At 36.5% G+C, this 15477-nt stretch carries 16 protein-coding genes; 12 read left to right on the top strand and 4 right to left on the bottom strand.

Annotation, left to right across the window (positions count from 1 at the left end):
• Window positions 1–34 precede the first annotated feature (34 nt).
• The 6 genes from A9D35_RS14460 (at window position 35) to dsrP (ending at window position 6410) form a co-directional block, all read left to right on the top strand.
• Window positions 35–271 carry a hypothetical protein gene (locus A9D35_RS14460; RefSeq protein WP_066224168.1) on the top strand — a complete coding sequence of 79 codons (237 nt, stop codon included), beginning with the start codon at window positions 35–37 and terminating at the stop codon, window positions 269–271.
• A 7-nt stretch (window positions 272–278) separates the two neighbouring features.
• Window positions 279–2606: a molybdopterin-dependent oxidoreductase gene (locus A9D35_RS14455; protein ID WP_066224166.1), complete on the top strand. Its 2328-nt coding sequence runs from the start codon at window positions 279–281 to the stop codon at window positions 2604–2606.
• A 3-nt stretch (window positions 2607–2609) separates the two neighbouring features.
• The gene (locus A9D35_RS14450) at window positions 2610–3323 is read left to right on the top strand and encodes a cytochrome C (RefSeq protein ID WP_066224163.1); all 714 of its coding nucleotides are present in this window, start codon (window positions 2610–2612) and stop codon (window positions 3321–3323) included.
• The gene (locus tag A9D35_RS14445) at window positions 3313–3942 is read left to right on the top strand and encodes a cytochrome c3 family protein (RefSeq protein ID WP_066224161.1); all 630 of its coding nucleotides are present in this window, start codon (window positions 3313–3315) and stop codon (window positions 3940–3942) included. The genes A9D35_RS14450 and A9D35_RS14445 overlap by 11 nt, the downstream gene beginning before the upstream one ends.
• A gap of 231 nt (window positions 3943–4173) precedes the next feature.
• Complete coding sequence (locus A9D35_RS14440; protein ID WP_066224159.1) at window positions 4174–5085, top strand: 4Fe-4S dicluster domain-containing protein; 912 nt, start codon at window positions 4174–4176, stop codon at window positions 5083–5085.
• A gap of 83 nt (window positions 5086–5168) precedes the next feature.
• Window positions 5169–6410 carry a sulfate reduction electron transfer complex DsrMKJOP subunit DsrP gene (gene dsrP / locus A9D35_RS14435; RefSeq protein WP_066224158.1) on the top strand — a complete coding sequence of 414 codons (1242 nt, stop codon included), beginning with the start codon at window positions 5169–5171 and terminating at the stop codon, window positions 6408–6410.
• A 143-nt stretch (window positions 6411–6553) separates the two neighbouring features.
• Here the strand turns inward: dsrP and A9D35_RS14430 are convergent, their stop codons facing one another.
• The gene (locus tag A9D35_RS14430; protein ID WP_066224156.1) at window positions 6554–7117 is read right to left on the bottom strand and encodes an XAC2610-related protein; all 564 of its coding nucleotides are present in this window, start codon (window positions 7115–7117) and stop codon (window positions 6554–6556) included.
• 193 nt (window positions 7118–7310) lie between these two features.
• Here A9D35_RS14430 and A9D35_RS14425 point away from each other — a divergent pair, with 193 nt between their 5' ends.
• On the top strand, window positions 7311–7889 hold the full coding sequence (locus A9D35_RS14425; RefSeq protein WP_066224154.1) for a HutD/Ves family protein: 579 nt from the start codon (window positions 7311–7313) through the stop codon (window positions 7887–7889).
• A gap of 211 nt (window positions 7890–8100) precedes the next feature.
• Here A9D35_RS14425 and A9D35_RS14420 read toward each other — a convergent pair whose 3' ends face one another.
• Complete coding sequence (locus A9D35_RS14420; RefSeq protein WP_066224152.1) at window positions 8101–8478, bottom strand: DUF2255 family protein; 378 nt, start codon at window positions 8476–8478, stop codon at window positions 8101–8103.
• Window positions 8479–8876: 398 nt separating this feature from the next.
• Here A9D35_RS14420 and A9D35_RS14415 point away from each other — a divergent pair, with 398 nt between their 5' ends.
• The 5 genes from A9D35_RS14415 to A9D35_RS14395 all read left to right on the top strand — a co-directional run bounded on the left by A9D35_RS14415 (window position 8877) and on the right by A9D35_RS14395 (window position 14437).
• Window positions 8877–9692 (top strand): hypothetical protein, encoded by an 816-nt coding sequence (locus A9D35_RS14415; RefSeq protein ID WP_066224151.1) that lies wholly within the window; start codon window positions 8877–8879, stop codon window positions 9690–9692.
• 124 nt (window positions 9693–9816) lie between these two features.
• Window positions 9817–10704, top strand: a complete 888-nt coding sequence (locus A9D35_RS14410) for a hypothetical protein (RefSeq protein WP_066224149.1) — start codon at window positions 9817–9819, stop codon at window positions 10702–10704.
• Between the two features lie 114 nt (window positions 10705–10818).
• Window positions 10819–12438: an arylsulfatase gene (locus tag A9D35_RS14405; protein WP_066224147.1), complete on the top strand. Its 1620-nt coding sequence runs from the start codon at window positions 10819–10821 to the stop codon at window positions 12436–12438.
• Window positions 12439–12500: 62 nt separating this feature from the next.
• A complete protein-coding gene (locus A9D35_RS14400; RefSeq protein WP_066224145.1) occupies window positions 12501–13559 on the top strand; it encodes an HAD family hydrolase in 1059 nt (352 codons plus the stop codon).
• A gap of 68 nt (window positions 13560–13627) precedes the next feature.
• A complete protein-coding gene (locus tag A9D35_RS14395) occupies window positions 13628–14437 on the top strand; it encodes a transporter family protein (protein WP_066224143.1) in 810 nt (269 codons plus the stop codon).
• Between the two features lie 348 nt (window positions 14438–14785).
• Here A9D35_RS14395 and A9D35_RS14390 read toward each other — a convergent pair whose 3' ends face one another.
• Both A9D35_RS14390 and A9D35_RS14385 read right to left on the bottom strand, forming a co-directional pair.
• Window positions 14786–15130, bottom strand: coding sequence for a hypothetical protein (locus tag A9D35_RS14390; protein WP_218017744.1), 345 nt, complete (start codon window positions 15128–15130; stop codon window positions 14786–14788).
• Window positions 15106–15363: a hypothetical protein gene (locus A9D35_RS14385; RefSeq protein WP_066224141.1), complete on the bottom strand. Its 258-nt coding sequence runs from the start codon at window positions 15361–15363 to the stop codon at window positions 15106–15108. The genes A9D35_RS14390 and A9D35_RS14385 overlap by 25 nt, the downstream gene beginning before the upstream one ends.
• Between the last annotated feature and the right edge of the window lie 114 nt (window positions 15364–15477).

The following is a 15477-nucleotide window of genomic DNA, read 5'->3' as shown; positions in this document are numbered from 1 at the left end:
GAAACATAAATATTCATAACTAAAACCAATATATATGCCAATAAAGAGCTACCTCGCGCTTCCGCTTTCCGGACAAAAAGAAGAATTATTGCACGCATTACTTGGCCTCGAACAATGTGAAGTTGTTCCTGCAGAAAACCAAGAACTTTTGGCTTTAGTTACCGAAACTCCCAACGAACAAGAAGAAGAAATTCTAAAAGAAAAAATTGAATCTATACCTAGCCTAAAACTATTGTCTTTGGTCTCTGGCTTTAACTCACCTCAAAATTAATACGTCTATGAACAATTCTGTAACCAATAGAAGAAGTTTTATTAAAAAGTTAGCCATGTTATCGGCCATGACAGCTGCGGCCTCTATGTTTCCAGGAATTTTATTTGCCAGTGAGCAAGAAGCAGGCATTCCCGAAGGTGCTAATCTAGATTGGAAAAAAGGACCTTGCCGTTTTTGTGGTGTAGGTTGCGGTATATTGGTTGGCACCGAGAATGGCAAAGCTGTTGCGGTAAAAGGAGATCCAAATTCATCCGTAAATAAAGGATTGCTTTGTGTAAAAGGTTATCACCAAACCATGTGTATTCAATCTAAAGATCGTCTTACACATGCCTTGGTTAAAAAAAATGGCAAATACGTACAAACGCCTTTAAACGAGGCTTTAGATATTGTTGCTAATAAAATGAAAGAGACCATTGCTCAGCACGGAAAAGATGCTGTTGCCATGTATACCTCTGGACAATCTACAATACCTGAAGGTTATATTGCTTCTAAATTTATGAAAGGTGCTATAGGTACCAATAATTTAGATTGTAATGCTCGTTTATGTATGGCTAGTGCGGTAACTGGATTTTTATCATCTTTTGGAGCAGACGAGCCTATGGGCTGTTATGAAGATATCGATCATGCCGATTATTTTGTGACTTGGGGAAATAATATGGCAGAAATGCATCCGGTATTATTCTCTAGAATGTTAGAACAAAAAGCGAATAGAGGTGCCAAGATTGTCGATTTTGCCACGCGAACAACACGTTCCAGTATGGCGTCAGATCGTTCTATATTATTTGAACCTCAAACAGATTTAGCCGTAGCAAATGCTATTTGTTACGAAATTATAAGAAAGGGTTGGGTTAACAAATCGTTTGTAGAAAAACACTGTAACTTCAGCAAAGGTCTTACCAATATGGGTTACGGACTAGAAGACAACTACGAATTTGCCGACAAACCAGAAGGCATCGATTTTGAAGCTTATAAAGAATTTTTAAAAGATTACAGTCCAGAAAAAGTCTCAAAATACTCCAAAGTATCTATTACCGACATTAAATATTTAGCCTCCATTTATGGCGATCCAAATACAAAAGTAATGTCGCTTTGGTGCATGGGTGTTAATCAACATACAAGAGGAACCTGGATGAATAACCTTATTTATAACATTCATCTTTTAACAGGAAAAATTTCTCAACCAGGAAACGGCCCCTTTTCGTTAACAGGTCAACCTTCGGCTTGTGGTACCGCCCGTGAGGTAGGAACATTTACACACAAGTTACCAAAAGGAGTTGTTACCAACGAAGACAACAGAAAGCTTGCTGCTAAAATATGGAAAGTTCCAGTAGAACGCATTCCTTCTAAGCCCACGTATCATGCCACAGAAATGTTTAGAGCAGTAGATCGTGGCGATATTAAATTTATATGGACTCAAGCTACGAATCCGTTGGTGTCTTTACCAAAAACCAGTCGTTATCGTCCAGCAATGGAAAAACCATCGTGTTTTGTTGTGGTTTCCGATGTATTTCCTACTCCAACTTCCGATGTTGCCGATGTTATTTTACCTGCATCGTGGCATATTGAAAAAGGTGGACTTTACGGAAATTCTGAACGCAGAACACAATATTGGCAACCCATGGTTGAAGGCCCTGGCGAGACCACTCCAGATGCTTGGATGTTTATTGAAGTTGCAAGGCGTATGGGCTTTGCAGACCTATTCCCTTACAGTAGAGAAAATCATGTAGAAGAGATTTTCAACGAGTACCGACAGTTCCATGAAGGTGCAAAACACGGTATGGCTCCCTTAGACGTTTTAAAGAGAGAATCGGGAGTTATTTGGCCCTATGTAAACGGGAAATCGACCCAATGGCGCTTCAATGCTAAATACGATCCGGCTTGTTCTAATGGCGAAGATTTCCATTTCTACGGCAAACCAGATGGTCGCGCTGTAATATGGCAACGCCCTTTTGAAGATGCACCAGAAAAACCAGACCAAGAGTATCCGTTTTGGTTAGACACCGGCCGTGTAATTGAACATTGGCATACGGGTTCTATGACCCGTAGAATTCCTGTATTAAACCAAGCCATGCCTAATGCTTATGTAGAATTTCATCCAGACGATGCTAAAGCTTTAGGAATACGAAATGGAGAAATTATAAAAGTAACCTCTAGACGTGGATCTTGTAAATTACCAGCATCTATTAACGAACGTGGCTTACCAACCAAAGGACAGGTGTTTGTGCCTTTCTTTGATGAAAACATGCTAATTAACGATGTAACACTTGATGCTTTTTGCCCTATTTCTAAAGAACCCGACTATAAAAAATGCGCCGTTAAAGTCGAAAAAGCCTAGGTTATGAAAAAGAGACTTGTAATCATATCATTTTTCGTCATCATTTTTATAGCCTTTATTACCATTTGGAATTTCAGCTATAGGGAAGGACTAGAGGAAGCCTATACACCTATTATAGAAGCACCTTCGGGCAAGGTTATCCCTCTAGAAAGCGGTATGTTTAAACGTTCCGATTTTAGCACAGACTACGTTAACTTACCTGTAGACGAAGATCATCAGCGATTTTTAAAAGACTATTATAACAATAGGGCTTTTCTTGGGGCGCCGCCTACTATTCCGCATCCGGTTGCTAACGATCATAGCGTAGGTGGAAACACCTGTATTCAATGTCATCAAGACGGTGGCTTTGTAGAGAAGTACAATGCCTATGCCCCGATTACACCGCATCCAGAAATGATAAATTGCCGCCAATGCCATGTCGAGAAAAAGACAGATGCCACATTTAAACCGTTTGCTTTTAATAAAGAAACACCTCCTAAAGTTGGAGTTGGGGTAAATAACGCTTTAATAGGCACACCACCAATGATTCCGCATCAATTAGAAATGCGTGAAAGCTGTATTTCTTGTCATGCCGGACCAAGTGCTCCTAAAGAAATTAGAACCACGCATCCAGAACGTATTAATTGTAGACAATGTCATTTACCAAAAACTAACGAAGCGCCGATCATGGATGAGAGTGCTTTTAAAAGATCATTCAAGACTACCGATGAGAAATAGAAATATAACATATTGTTTATTAGCCTTGGTTATTATGGTATTTAGTTCTTGTAAAAAGGAAGAAAAATATCATTCTATTACTGATAAAATTAATGCAGAAAGCAAACCTTATCACGGAAAACTTACTTCGGAAGAATTGTTAGAAGGCACCAATTTAATTAAGATTACCGAAGGAGAACATACCTTTTTAATTCCGGAACGCAAAGGGCAATTAAAATCGTATGCTTGTATAGAATGCCATACACAACCTGTAACCCAAATGTATAGTGAATCGGGACAAAAAGCCCATTGGGACATTAAATTAAATCATGCTAATGGAGATGCCATGAATTGCACAACCTGCCATAATGGAAACGACATGAATAATCTAAAAAGTCTTACGGGTACCAGAATAGATTTCAATAGTAGTTATAAAGTATGTGCTCAATGTCACGCCAACCAATTTGAAGATTGGAAAGGAGGTGCACACGGAAAAAAAGTAGCCGGTTGGGCACCGCCAAGAGCTTCAATGACATGTGTTAATTGCCATAATCCGCATAGTCCAGGTTTCGAATCGCGATGGCCAGCACAATTCAATAGTCATATCGAACTAGAACGTAAACAAGATTTAGATCATTAAAAACAGAGGAGGTATGAGCAATAATAAAAAATGGTACGCTTTAGATTTAGGTCTAAATAAAAAAAGGAAACCTCGGGTAGCTGTGGTTGTGGAAAAACTGAAGGGGGATGCGGCAGTCATAATCAAAATGAAGAAGAACTTAGTGCCGATGAATTTTACGAAGCAGCCATTAATGCATCTATAGGAGACGAACGCCATAAAGATGGTTTCGACCAAGTTTTCGATGTTAAAATGGACCGTAGAACGGCTTTTAAAAAACTCACGGCAAGTTTACTAATAGGCGCCGGAGCTATAAGCACCTCGTGTAGTACGCTTGCTAGCGATGATGCTAAGGAAAAAGCACAAATAGATTGGGAAGAACAATTTAAGGGCAATTACAAGTTAATGTCCGATGAAGAAAAGCAAGACACCATAAATAGGCTGATGCGGTCTTACGAATTACGCACTGGAAAAACCATTAGTATGACTGCAGAAAATCCAGCTGAAGATGTCTTATTTGGTTATGCTTTCAATATTTCTAAATGCCAAGGCTACATGGATTGTGTAAGTGCTTGTGTAAAGGAAAACAATCAAGATCGGAATTCAGAAATGCAATATATCCGTATTCACGAAATGAAAGACGGAGAAGGATTTAAATTTGATAAGGCCGACGATAATTACTATCACGAAGTACCTGTAGAGGGCCATTTTTATATGGGGACTCAATGTTTTCATTGCGACAACCCGCCATGTGTTGAAGTTTGTCCGGTACAAGCCACCTGGAAAGAAGACGATGGTCTTGTAGTTGTAGATTACGATTGGTGTGTAGGATGCCGATATTGTATGGCCGCCTGCCCTTACGATGGCCGCCGATTTAATTGGAGCAAACCTGAAGTTCCTGAATCTGAAGTAAACAAAAATCAACATTACTTGGGGAACAGAATGCGTAAAAAAGGAGTGATGGAAAAATGTACCTTCTGTGTACAACGCTCTAGAAAAGGAAAAAACCCAGCTTGCGTAGAAGCTTGCCCAACAGGAGCTAGAATTTTCGGAAACCTATTAGACCCAAATAGCACGATACGTTGGGTTTTAGAAAACAAAAAAGTATTTAGACTAAAGGAAGATTTAGGAACAGATCCTAAATTCTGGTACTTTATGGATTAAGCTATATACCAAAAAAGAAAGCATATAAATCGGAAGTTTGAGCGTACATCACACCTCAGCTGTTTGATATAAAACAATAATAAATGGGACGATTTAAAGTATTAAAAAGTTTAGTAGTCGATAGTTTAGACACCATTACAAAAGGGTCTATAAAGTATCACATATGGATGGGCGTTCTAACATTAGTCATGTTAATTGGTATGTATTGTTACTCCATTCAACTAGAAGAAGGACTTAGTGTTACGGGCATGACCGATCGTGTAAGTTGGGGATTATACATTTCTAATTTCACCTTTTTGGTAGGAGTAGCTGCGGCTGCTGTAATGCTTGTTATGCCGACTTATGTGTTAAAAGATGTCGATTTTAAACAAGCCGTTTTAATTGGCGAAGGCCTCGCCGTGGCAGCATTAATTATGTGTTTAGCGTTTGTAGTTGCCGATATGGGTGGTCCGTCGGTACTTTGGCATATGATTCCCGGTATTGGTGTATTCAATTTCCCTAATTCTATGCTTACTTGGGATGTTATTGTTTTAAACGGTTATTTATTTATTAATATTTCTATTCCTTTTTATATCCTATTTAGGCATTATCAAGGTAAAGAAGCCAAAAAAAGTGTTTATGTTCCAGGAGCAGTTCTATCTGTATTTTGGGCCGTAGGGATTCACTTGGTAACAGCCTTTTTATATCAAGGTTTACAAGCCCGTCCATTTTGGAATAACGCCTTATTAGGACCTCGATTTTTAGCTTCAGCTTTTGCTGCAGGACCTGCATTAATTATTTTAGTTTTAGCCATTATCCGCTCGTTTTCGGCCTTTAATATTCCAGATAAAACCATTAAAAAAATTGCAATGATTGTTACTGTGGCTGCACAAATCAATCTTATCATGTTAATTTCAGAATTATTTAAAGAGTTCTATGCGCCTACTCACCACAGTGAAAGCGCCTATTATTTATTCTTTGGTCTTCATGGTAAAAATGCCTTATTACCGTGGATTTGGACGGCCATTCCGCTAAATGTTATTGCAACAATCATCCTGACATTTAATCGGTTCCGAAATAATCTTAAGGTCTTATATGTTTGTTGTTTTATGTTATTTGTTGCAATTTGGATTGAAAAAGGATTCGGACTTATTGTTCCAGGATTTATCCCTGGACCTTACGGAAAAATTGTAGAGTATTTACCAACAGGTATCGAGATAGGTGTGACTTTAGGGATTTGGGCATTGGGTGCCTTTGTGTTTACCATACTGGCTAAAACCGCTATAGGTATAGAACTTGGGGAACTACGTTATAAAAAGAAAGAGACCATAGAAGACCGTCATTAACACACATAAACAGCCTTAAAAAATCAAGTTAAGCTTTGCTAATTTAAAGCGGCTTTCAACTTGGCGTTTATAATATTTATTTGGGTCTGTGAAGTTGACGAAAACTCAACTTTATAGTCAGTTTCCTCTATTTTCCATAGGATTTACTTAACACGGATTAAGGTACTCCCTTTTACTTTGTACAACGTGTTTGTAGTATGGCCTTCAAATCGGTCTGGGTAGACAGCAATTAATTTTTCGATTTTATTTAATTTCTGAATACGGATATCATCCCATGATTCCTGATGCACGAATTTTTGAAGTGTGGTATCGAACAAATAATACGCGTAATAGCAGGACGCACCACATTCTCGAACCACCGAAAAATCGAGAAAACCATCCATATTATAATCATATAATTCAATTACAATCTCACCTAAGCCAATACCATCCTCGATATCTTGCGCAGTCTGTAATAATTTATCTTGCTTGAAAACCTTTAATTCGGAAATCCCTCCATAATACCCAATATTACCAGAATAACTTAGAGTATCGTTCCATGTGACATGAAACTGAAAATCGTTATACTTAAAAACTTCAGATTGCGTGACTTTTAAAGTTCTTCGCGATTCATTTTCAAAATCCACCCAATCCCCACTAGAAAATTGTTGTGCTAAACCTGTGGTTGCAACACTGAATATAATAAGAGTAACAATAAGAATTTTCAACAGTTTTGAGGATTAAAATTTTAGACTGAATAATTCGTTTATCTTGACAAGGCAATCGAATTAAGCATACCTTAAAAATATCTATTTAAATCGACCTAAAAAAGCGGTCTCGCTTAAAGTATATCCTTTATTACCTATTATAACTTCTGCTTAGTTAAAGAATCTTATTTTTACAAAAGTAAAACCTTTATTTATGAGTCTTCAAATATTTCCTCCACATCGTTTTACCCCTAAACCTTGGTCTGGAGGCACAACTACCGAATTATTTATAGATCCGCCAACAGCAAAGTATTCTGAGTTGAATTTCAACCTGCGGTTAAGCACCGCTACGGTACGGGTAGAACACTCGACATTCACATCGTTAGCAGGTGTAAACAGACAATTATTGGTTTTAGATGGACAAATAACGCTACAACACAAGAATAGGCATAGTATTACCCTTAATCGTGGTGATATCGATGTGTTTAAAGGCGACTGGAATACCACCTGCATTGGGCGTTGCACAGATTTCAATGTGATGACAACCGGCAATACAAAAACATCCTTATCTTCAATTACCCTAGAAAGAGAAAGCTCCTGGCACCCAACTCCTGAAGAGGGTTTAAAAACCATAGCTATCTATGTTTACGAAGGCCAATTAAGTTTGGAACACAAGACAAAGACCAACAAAATAAATGAAGGTTCACTTATCATTTTCGATGTGAAAGAAAACAGCAACTTCCAATTAAAAAGTCTTGAACCCAGTATGTTAGTTGTTGTGACCATTTTTTAGAAAAGATATAAACCGAATACAAGTTCCTAAAAATTCAATCGGGATGAAATTTTATAATTATAGCTCAAATCACTCTATACAGCAGTGACTTAACCTTTACACAGGTAAATTCCTATCTAAAAAAAACGGATTTATTTGAAATTCATCAAACAAACCCGTTTTAAAGCCATTTCTTCTCAAACAGAAAACGACTTAAAAATTATGTTATTCGCTAATACACCCTAAGTGAAGACATTCTAGCATGCTGATTTATCATGGTATTTAAGTACGGACTATCGCCATATTTTTCTTTATAAGCCTCATCAATTTTAGCATTTATATCGCCCGAAACAGGTTCGAAGCGCACATTTCTTTCAAATCCGGCAGCCTGTATTTTACCTTGTTTTTGATTAACCGCAGCTTGATACCATCTAGAATCCTTACCATGATAGGCTCTTACATATAACTGATGATCTACTTGCACAGACCAGATCCATGTTAAAGTTCCATACGTTGTACCATCTTCCCTAAGTGGTGCGATATGAAAATCGTTACGTTCGGAAATGTTATCTATTTCTATTGCTGTTAATCCTAGCTCTGTTGCGCTCATGAGGTAAATGTGTTTAAATAATTATAGGTAATCCTCTGATTAATTTAATTGTTTAAAAATAAAACCTTTTTAAATGTTATTCAAAGGTCAAACCGATTATATTTTTAGATCTCTTGCTTTGGTTTTATTTCTGCACAAATTAACATATAAATTACATCTTAAAAATCACTTTAAAGAAAACTTAACTTTTATTTCAATTCAAATTAAACCAGACATAACGTCTTTTTGCGTAGTACCAATTGCATTCTAATTTATAATTAACACTGACTTTTATTTAGTATATTTATTACATCTCACGAGGTCTGAAACAAAAAAATGAAATCGTTTAAGAAAGACCACGAGAAACACATAATTTAATTTATTTTTGAATAAAACTATTCTATTAAATCAATACCATTATGATTAGAAAAAACTACCTTTTAGCATTATGCTGCATCTTTATAAGTGCTATCGGATTTGCTCAATCTGAAACAGAAACTGAAGAAAAACCAGATCCAAGTGCAAGTGCAGCACAAGCCAACAACCCTTTGGCGAATATGACGGCCTTAAGTTTTCAAAACTATTATATGCCTAAATTAGCAGAATCTCCAGATGATGCTTTTATGAATACCACATGGGTACGCTTCGCTAAACCTATGGCTAAAGGAAAATTATTACTACGTGCTTCTATGCCGTTTTCTACTTTGGGCTTACCAAATGCCAATGGCGTTGTAAATACCACAAGTGGATTAGGCGATTTTAATGCCTTTTTAGCCTATACCTTAGTCTCAGATGCGACATCGACCATTGGAATTGGACCATCTATTACCGCACCTACAGCTTCAGACGACTTACTAGGAACGGGTAAATGGCAAGGAGGGTTTGCTTTTGTTGCATTCTTTTCAAAATCACCTATATTTCAATTTGGAGGTTTAATCACCTGGCAAGCTTCTTTTGCTGGCGATGATGATAGACAGTCCACAAACATGGGAGCCATACAACCCTTTTACTTTTGGCAGTTAGGAAAAGGCACTTATTTAAGAGGAGCTCCTATTTGGGTTTTAGATTTCGAAAAAGAAGCCTATTCAATTCCAATTGCATTAGGGATTGGTAAAGTTGTAAAAATGGGCAAGACGGTTTTCAATATGTATGTTGAGCCACAATATTCTATTTATGTAGAAGGTGTACAACCCGTATTTCAAATTTTAACTGGGATTAATTTACAGTTTATGTAGTGCTCACTTTATCGTAAAAAGGGTGTCGTTCGTATAAAACCTCATCCTAAATGATAAAATTATTTTAACTTTATTTAAAACAAACAACTATTTTTTATTTAAAACTCACTAAAATTCTTTACAAATGAAAAAGCTTTCAATTTTAAGTGTCTTATTGGTATCGCTTATTATGGTTAACTGTGGCTCTAGTTCATCGACAAGTTCGTCGTCTAATGTGCCACCACCAAATGTAACAGTAAACAACGCTCCAACATCTAATACAACAACCACAACAACTACTGTTGAAGCTAAAGATTCAGATATTAGCGACAACCTAGATTTAGAAGCCGTGTCTTCTGTATTTGGAGAGTCTAAAGATTTAGAAGATTTCGAGAAACGTCTTAACGATCCTAAAGCCCAAATCTCGAATTTAGATTTAAATAAAGATGGCCAAGTAGATTATCTAAGAGTGGTTAGTAAAGATAATGGAGATGAAAAAATTGTAACCATTCAGGCCGTTATTGGAAAAGATCAATACCAAGATGTAGCTACTATAGATGTTAAAAAAGAAAACAATACCGTTCAGGTAATAGGAGATCCAAATATTTACGGACCAGACTATTATATTTACCCAGCTTTTGTTGCTACACCATTAATTTTGGATTGGTTTTGGGGACCAATGTTTACGCCTTGGATTTCACCATTCTACTGGGGATTCTTCCCTCCGTTTTTTCACCCATGGAGACCTTTCCCACCATATATTTACCATAACAATGTAAATATTCATATTAATAATAACAACATCTACCACCATTCTAATTTTAATAATCACAATCATAATTTACAACACAATAACTTATCTAGAAACGATCATTTTAAAAGCCATCCTACAGAGTCTTTTCAACATAGAAACAACGGTATGTACAATAAACATACGTTAGACATGAACCGTGGAGCAACATTTACTCGTTCTAACTTTGGCGGGTTCCACGGAGGTATGGGAGGCGGCTTCCATGGCGGATTTAGACGATAATTATTGCCCAACTAAACCTATGAAAACTATTAAATTTCATAGGTTTTTTTTTAAAACATATTTTAACAATATTTACTTAAATTAGCTAAATCTATAATCTATAAATTTTTTATTATGAATCGAATTACCATCTCAACGCTTGTCGTTTTACTCGCGCTTTGTGTACCGAATTTTGGACAAGCACAGAAGAACAACAAAAGACCTAGCAAACCTAACATTATTATGCTTGTCTCTGATGATACTGGCTGGGGTGACCTTGGCGTATACGGAGGAGGTGTTGGACGTGGAATGCCTACTCCAAATTTAGACAATGTTGCAAAAGAAGGTATGCAATTTTGGTCTTTTTATGGTCAACCAAGTTGTACTCCAGGTAGGGCTGCCATGCAAACAGGTAGAATTCCTAACCGTTCTGGAATGACAACTGTAGCATTTCAAGGACAAGGAGGAGGTCTTCCTGCAGCAGAATGGACTTTAGCTTCTATACTTAAGAAAGCCAATTACAATACCTATTTCTCTGGAAAATGGCATTTAGGAGAAGCCGATTATGCTATGCCTAGTAACCAAGGCTACGATAAAATGGAAAATGTGGTATTATATCACTTAAATGCATATACTTACGCATTCCCTTCTTGGAACCCTGAAATGTCGCCAGAAATGGCTGCCTTTTTCCAAAAATCAACTAAAGGTATTTTAGAAGGAGAAGCTGGTAAAGCAGTTAGAGAAATTTCTAAAGTAACTCCAGAAAACATTGCGGAATTAGACATGAATATGACAGACAATGTTTTAAAACAAATGGATATCTATGCAAAAGATAAAAATCCATTTTTTATGAGTATTAACTTCGCTAAAAATCACCAACCTAACTTACCTTCAAAACAATTTAAAGGTAAATCTCCTGCTAAAAGTAATTATGCCGATTGTGTTATGGAAATGGACTATAACGTAGGACGTATTATGGACAAAATTAAAGCGTTAGGTATTGCTGAAAACACCATTGTAATTTATACTGTAGATAACGGTGCTTGGCAAGATGTTTATCCAGATGCTGGATACACACCTTTCAGAGGATCTAAAGGAACAGATAGAGAAGGTGGAAGTCTTGTACCAGCATTAGCTTGGTGGCCAGGACAAATTAAAGCTGGAACTGACAATCATGACATAGTAGGTGGATTAGACCTTATGGCTACTTTTGCTAGCTTAGCCGGTGTTACCCTACCAACAAATGATAGAGAAGGTGTACCAATGGTTTTTGATAGTTACGACATGTCTAACATATTATTCGATGAGGGTGAGCCTTTACGTAGAAAATGGTTCTACTTTACAGAATCTGAATTATCGCCAGGTGCAGTGCGCGTAGACCGATGGAAAGCCGTTTTTAACACACGTGGTGACAATGGTGCACAAGCTGGTAGTGATGCTCCAGGACAACAATTAGGATGGAGAGGTGATGAGACTTATATCGCAACAGTACCTGCAATTTACGACCTATGGGCAGACCCACAAGAGCGTTACGATTTATTTATGAATAGCTTTACAGAAAAAACATGGACCTTACCTATTTTCAATAAAGCCTCTCAAGATCTAATGAAATCGTATGTAAAATATCCACCACGTCCGCTTCAAAGTGAAGTATTTACAGGGCCAATGGAAATAACACGCTTTAGAAACATAGAAAAAGCAAAACTTTTACTTAAAGAAAAAGGGATTGTAATTCCAGAATTAGAAGGTAAATAACTTAAATTTATCAAATTTAAAGGGTGCCTTATTCACCCTTTATTCTATTAAACAATAAACCTATGAAAAAACTTAGCACATTACATTCGTATTTATTTATCCTATTGTTTGCCATGGTATTTACATCTTGTAAAGAACAAACACATACACAGGAAACGGCTACAACAACTGAAAGCGAACACCCTAAAGAGATAGCAGACCCGCTACCCTCATGGAATGAAGGAAAAGCAAAACAAGCTATTATCGATTTTGTAACCAACTCGACTACTGTTGGTCATCCAGATTTTATAGAAAAATCAGACCGTATCGTTACTACCGATAACGATGGTACATTGTGGTCTGAACAGCCAATGTATTTTCAATTATTTTTTGCATTAGACCGTATTAAAGCCTTAGCTCCAGAACATCCGGAATGGAAAAACAAACAACCTTATAAAGCCGTATTAGAAAACGATATGAAAACCTTAATGGCTCAAGGCGAAAAAGGACTTTTAGAAATCGTTATGACTACACATGCTGGAATGAGTACCGACGAATTTGCAGGCATTGTAAAAGATTGGATAGGCACAGCTGAACACCCGATTAAAAAGAAAAAATATACCGAATTAATTTTCCAACCTATGCTTGAGCTTGTAAAATACTTCCAAGCGAACGAGTTTAAAACGTTCATCGTATCTGGTGGTGGCATTGAATTTATGCGACCATGGGCAGAAGAAGTGTATGGCATTCCTAGTGAAAACGTTATAGGAAGTAGCATTAAAACAAAATACAGTTACAACGACGGTAAACCAACTATTACTCGTCTTGCTGAAATTGATTTAATTGATGATAAAGATGGTAAACCTGTTGGAATTAACCGTTACATCGGGCGTAAGCCTGTAGTCGCTATTGGTAACTCTGATGGTGATTTACAAATGATGCATTGGGCAGAATCAAACCCTATTAAAAATTTACAAATTTATGTACACCACACCGATTCTATTCGTGAATGGAAATACGATAGACAATCACATATCGGTACATTTGACAAAGCTTTAGACGAAGCTACAGACAAAGGATGGGATATCGTAGATATGGCTAAAGACTGGAAGGTTATTTATCCTTACGAGTTAAAAAATTAAATTTAAATCTCTTTGCATTTAAAGGGGTGTTTAACAAACACCCCTTTTGCATATTTAATCGTGTTGTTATGAAACTAAATCTTATCGTACTTTTCATTATTTTTAGTCTGCCTTTGTACGCTCAAGAATCAAAAGAAGCTGCCCCAGAATCTAAAACATCGGTGAAGCAGTCTCAAGAGATTATGAACCCTACAACAATGGCTTGGCAATTGCAATTAGAAGAATATGCTATTTTTGATACAGAGGGCGAAGATGGTTTTGCTCAGAATTTTCGTTTTAGAGGTATCATACCTGTAGAAAAAGGGCTCCTTATTCCTTTACCACAACTTATTAGAGTCATTGCTTTTGTAAATACTGCCCCAGACGGCACCACTGGTTTAGGAGATTTAACTCTTAACCAATTCTTTATTATAAGTAAGAAAAAATGGGGTCAATTTGGTGCCGGTTGGAATTTAACTGCACCAACAAACACCTCTCACAAGCTAGGTTCTCCACAATGGTCTATAGGTCCAGCCTTTACCGTTACCTTTACAAATCTTGGAAACTGGCAAATGTATTGGATTTTAGAAAATTTCTTTTCTATTAGTAAAAACGATACCTATGGGAATAACAATTATGCCGTTTTACAACCCAATATTTTTTACACTTGGGCCAATGGTATTTACGCCGGTATAGAGCCAGAGTGGCAAATCGACTATAATACGGGAAAAGTTGCCATCCCTATAGATTTTAGAGTAGGTTATATCTGGTCTGGAAAATTAAAATATAACGCCTATATAGAACCAGAAATTATGGCCTACCGCTCTGATGGCTATGCTAGAAACCTGAGTAATTTTGGAATTCGTTTTGGTTTTAGATGGTATATCCCAATGAATTAAACATAATTCCTTTATAGTTCGTTATGCCAAAGTATTAATGCAGCATTTATAAGAAATCAAGTTCAAACGTTACACCTCTTATTCAGCACTTTATATACGAATTCACTTTTCTTAATTCTTTTTTTGTAAATTCGTTTACATTTAAGTCTGCACTATAACAATGAAACCTGTTAGGATAAAAGATAACATTCAAGTCCACAATCTAGTCATTTCCAAAATTCGGGATTATATAGATTTAAGGAATTTAGAACCTGGTGATAAATTACCATCCAGCTAGAAATTTATTCTTTTCTATAAGGTGTATTGATTTATGGGGTATTGTTTTTTGAAGAATAAACCCCAAAAAACTTAGCTTACAGGAAGGCCTTTCCCTTGTTTTTTCATGATGCCAAGTAGCGATTTCGCATCGATATCAATTTTCTGGATAATTTTATTATCTACTACCAAAACTTCTCCTTCTAAGGCGTTTGTTGTACTCGGAAAAAACACAACTGAACTCGTCGCTTTTTCATCGATTAAAAGTCCGGGTTTGTCTCCCATTGGCGCATGTACCAACACAGGCGTTCTATTATCTGGTTTCGGACTTATTTTATTTTCAAGTTCGGTTTTATATTTACTATACCCCGGAATAACATCTAGCATCATCCCTTCAAACCAATTGTAAAACTTTATAAACTTTGGTAAGGTCGCCAAATATCCAAACACATAAAAATAAGTAAGATTAACAACCCTGTTGTAATGGTTAAGGAATACTTACCGAAAAAATCGTCTAAATGTAAATTATGAACAACAATTTTTCCCAGATGACTTACTTTGTACCATAGCTTTTCAACAACTATAAAAAGAATAAATATAGGTAAGAGGTACATCATCCCACTTACAACTTTATTTCTAGGTTTCACTAAACGCTTTTTATAATCTCTCATTTGTTTTTGGTTGGTTGGACAATTGATTTAGTTAAAAATAAATAAAATATTTAATAGTTCAATTGGAAAAACAGATTTATTCAGCTGTTGGTTTTGTGAATATGGATCTTTAAT

Source organism: Formosa haliotis (assembly GCF_001685485.1).
GTDB lineage: Bacteria > Bacteroidota > Bacteroidia > Flavobacteriales > Flavobacteriaceae > Formosa > Formosa haliotis.
Note: the sequence above shows the minus strand (reverse complement) of the source record. Positions and strands in the feature narration are given on the sequence as shown.

Bases quoted from the DNA above. Each gene is read 5' to 3' on its own strand.
- A9D35_RS14460 (WP_066224168.1), top strand. From the start codon at position 35: ATGCCAATAAAGAGCTACCTCGCGCTTCCGCTTTCCGGACAAAAAGAA.
- A9D35_RS14455 (WP_066224166.1), top strand. From the start codon at position 279: ATGAACAATTCTGTAACCAATAGAAGAAGTTTTATTAAAAAGTTAGCC.
- A9D35_RS14450 (WP_066224163.1), top strand. From the start codon at position 2,610: ATGAAAAAGAGACTTGTAATCATATCATTTTTCGTCATCATTTTTATA.
- A9D35_RS14445 (WP_066224161.1), top strand. From the start codon at position 3,313: ATGAGAAATAGAAATATAACATATTGTTTATTAGCCTTGGTTATTATG.
- A9D35_RS14440 (WP_066224159.1), top strand. From the start codon at position 4,174: ATGGACCGTAGAACGGCTTTTAAAAAACTCACGGCAAGTTTACTAATA.
- dsrP (WP_066224158.1), top strand. From the start codon at position 5,169: ATGGGACGATTTAAAGTATTAAAAAGTTTAGTAGTCGATAGTTTAGAC.
- A9D35_RS14425 (WP_066224154.1), top strand. From the start codon at position 7,311: ATGAGTCTTCAAATATTTCCTCCACATCGTTTTACCCCTAAACCTTGG.
- A9D35_RS14420 (WP_066224152.1), bottom strand. From the start codon at position 8,478: ATGAGCGCAACAGAGCTAGGATTAACAGCAATAGAAATAGATAACATT.
- A9D35_RS14415 (WP_066224151.1), top strand. From the start codon at position 8,877: ATGATTAGAAAAAACTACCTTTTAGCATTATGCTGCATCTTTATAAGT.
- A9D35_RS14410 (WP_066224149.1), top strand. From the start codon at position 9,817: ATGAAAAAGCTTTCAATTTTAAGTGTCTTATTGGTATCGCTTATTATG.
- A9D35_RS14405 (WP_066224147.1), top strand. From the start codon at position 10,819: ATGAATCGAATTACCATCTCAACGCTTGTCGTTTTACTCGCGCTTTGT.
- A9D35_RS14400 (WP_066224145.1), top strand. From the start codon at position 12,501: ATGAAAAAACTTAGCACATTACATTCGTATTTATTTATCCTATTGTTT.
- A9D35_RS14395 (WP_066224143.1), top strand. From the start codon at position 13,628: ATGAAACTAAATCTTATCGTACTTTTCATTATTTTTAGTCTGCCTTTG.
- A9D35_RS14385 (WP_066224141.1), bottom strand. From the start codon at position 15,363: ATGAGAGATTATAAAAAGCGTTTAGTGAAACCTAGAAATAAAGTTGTA.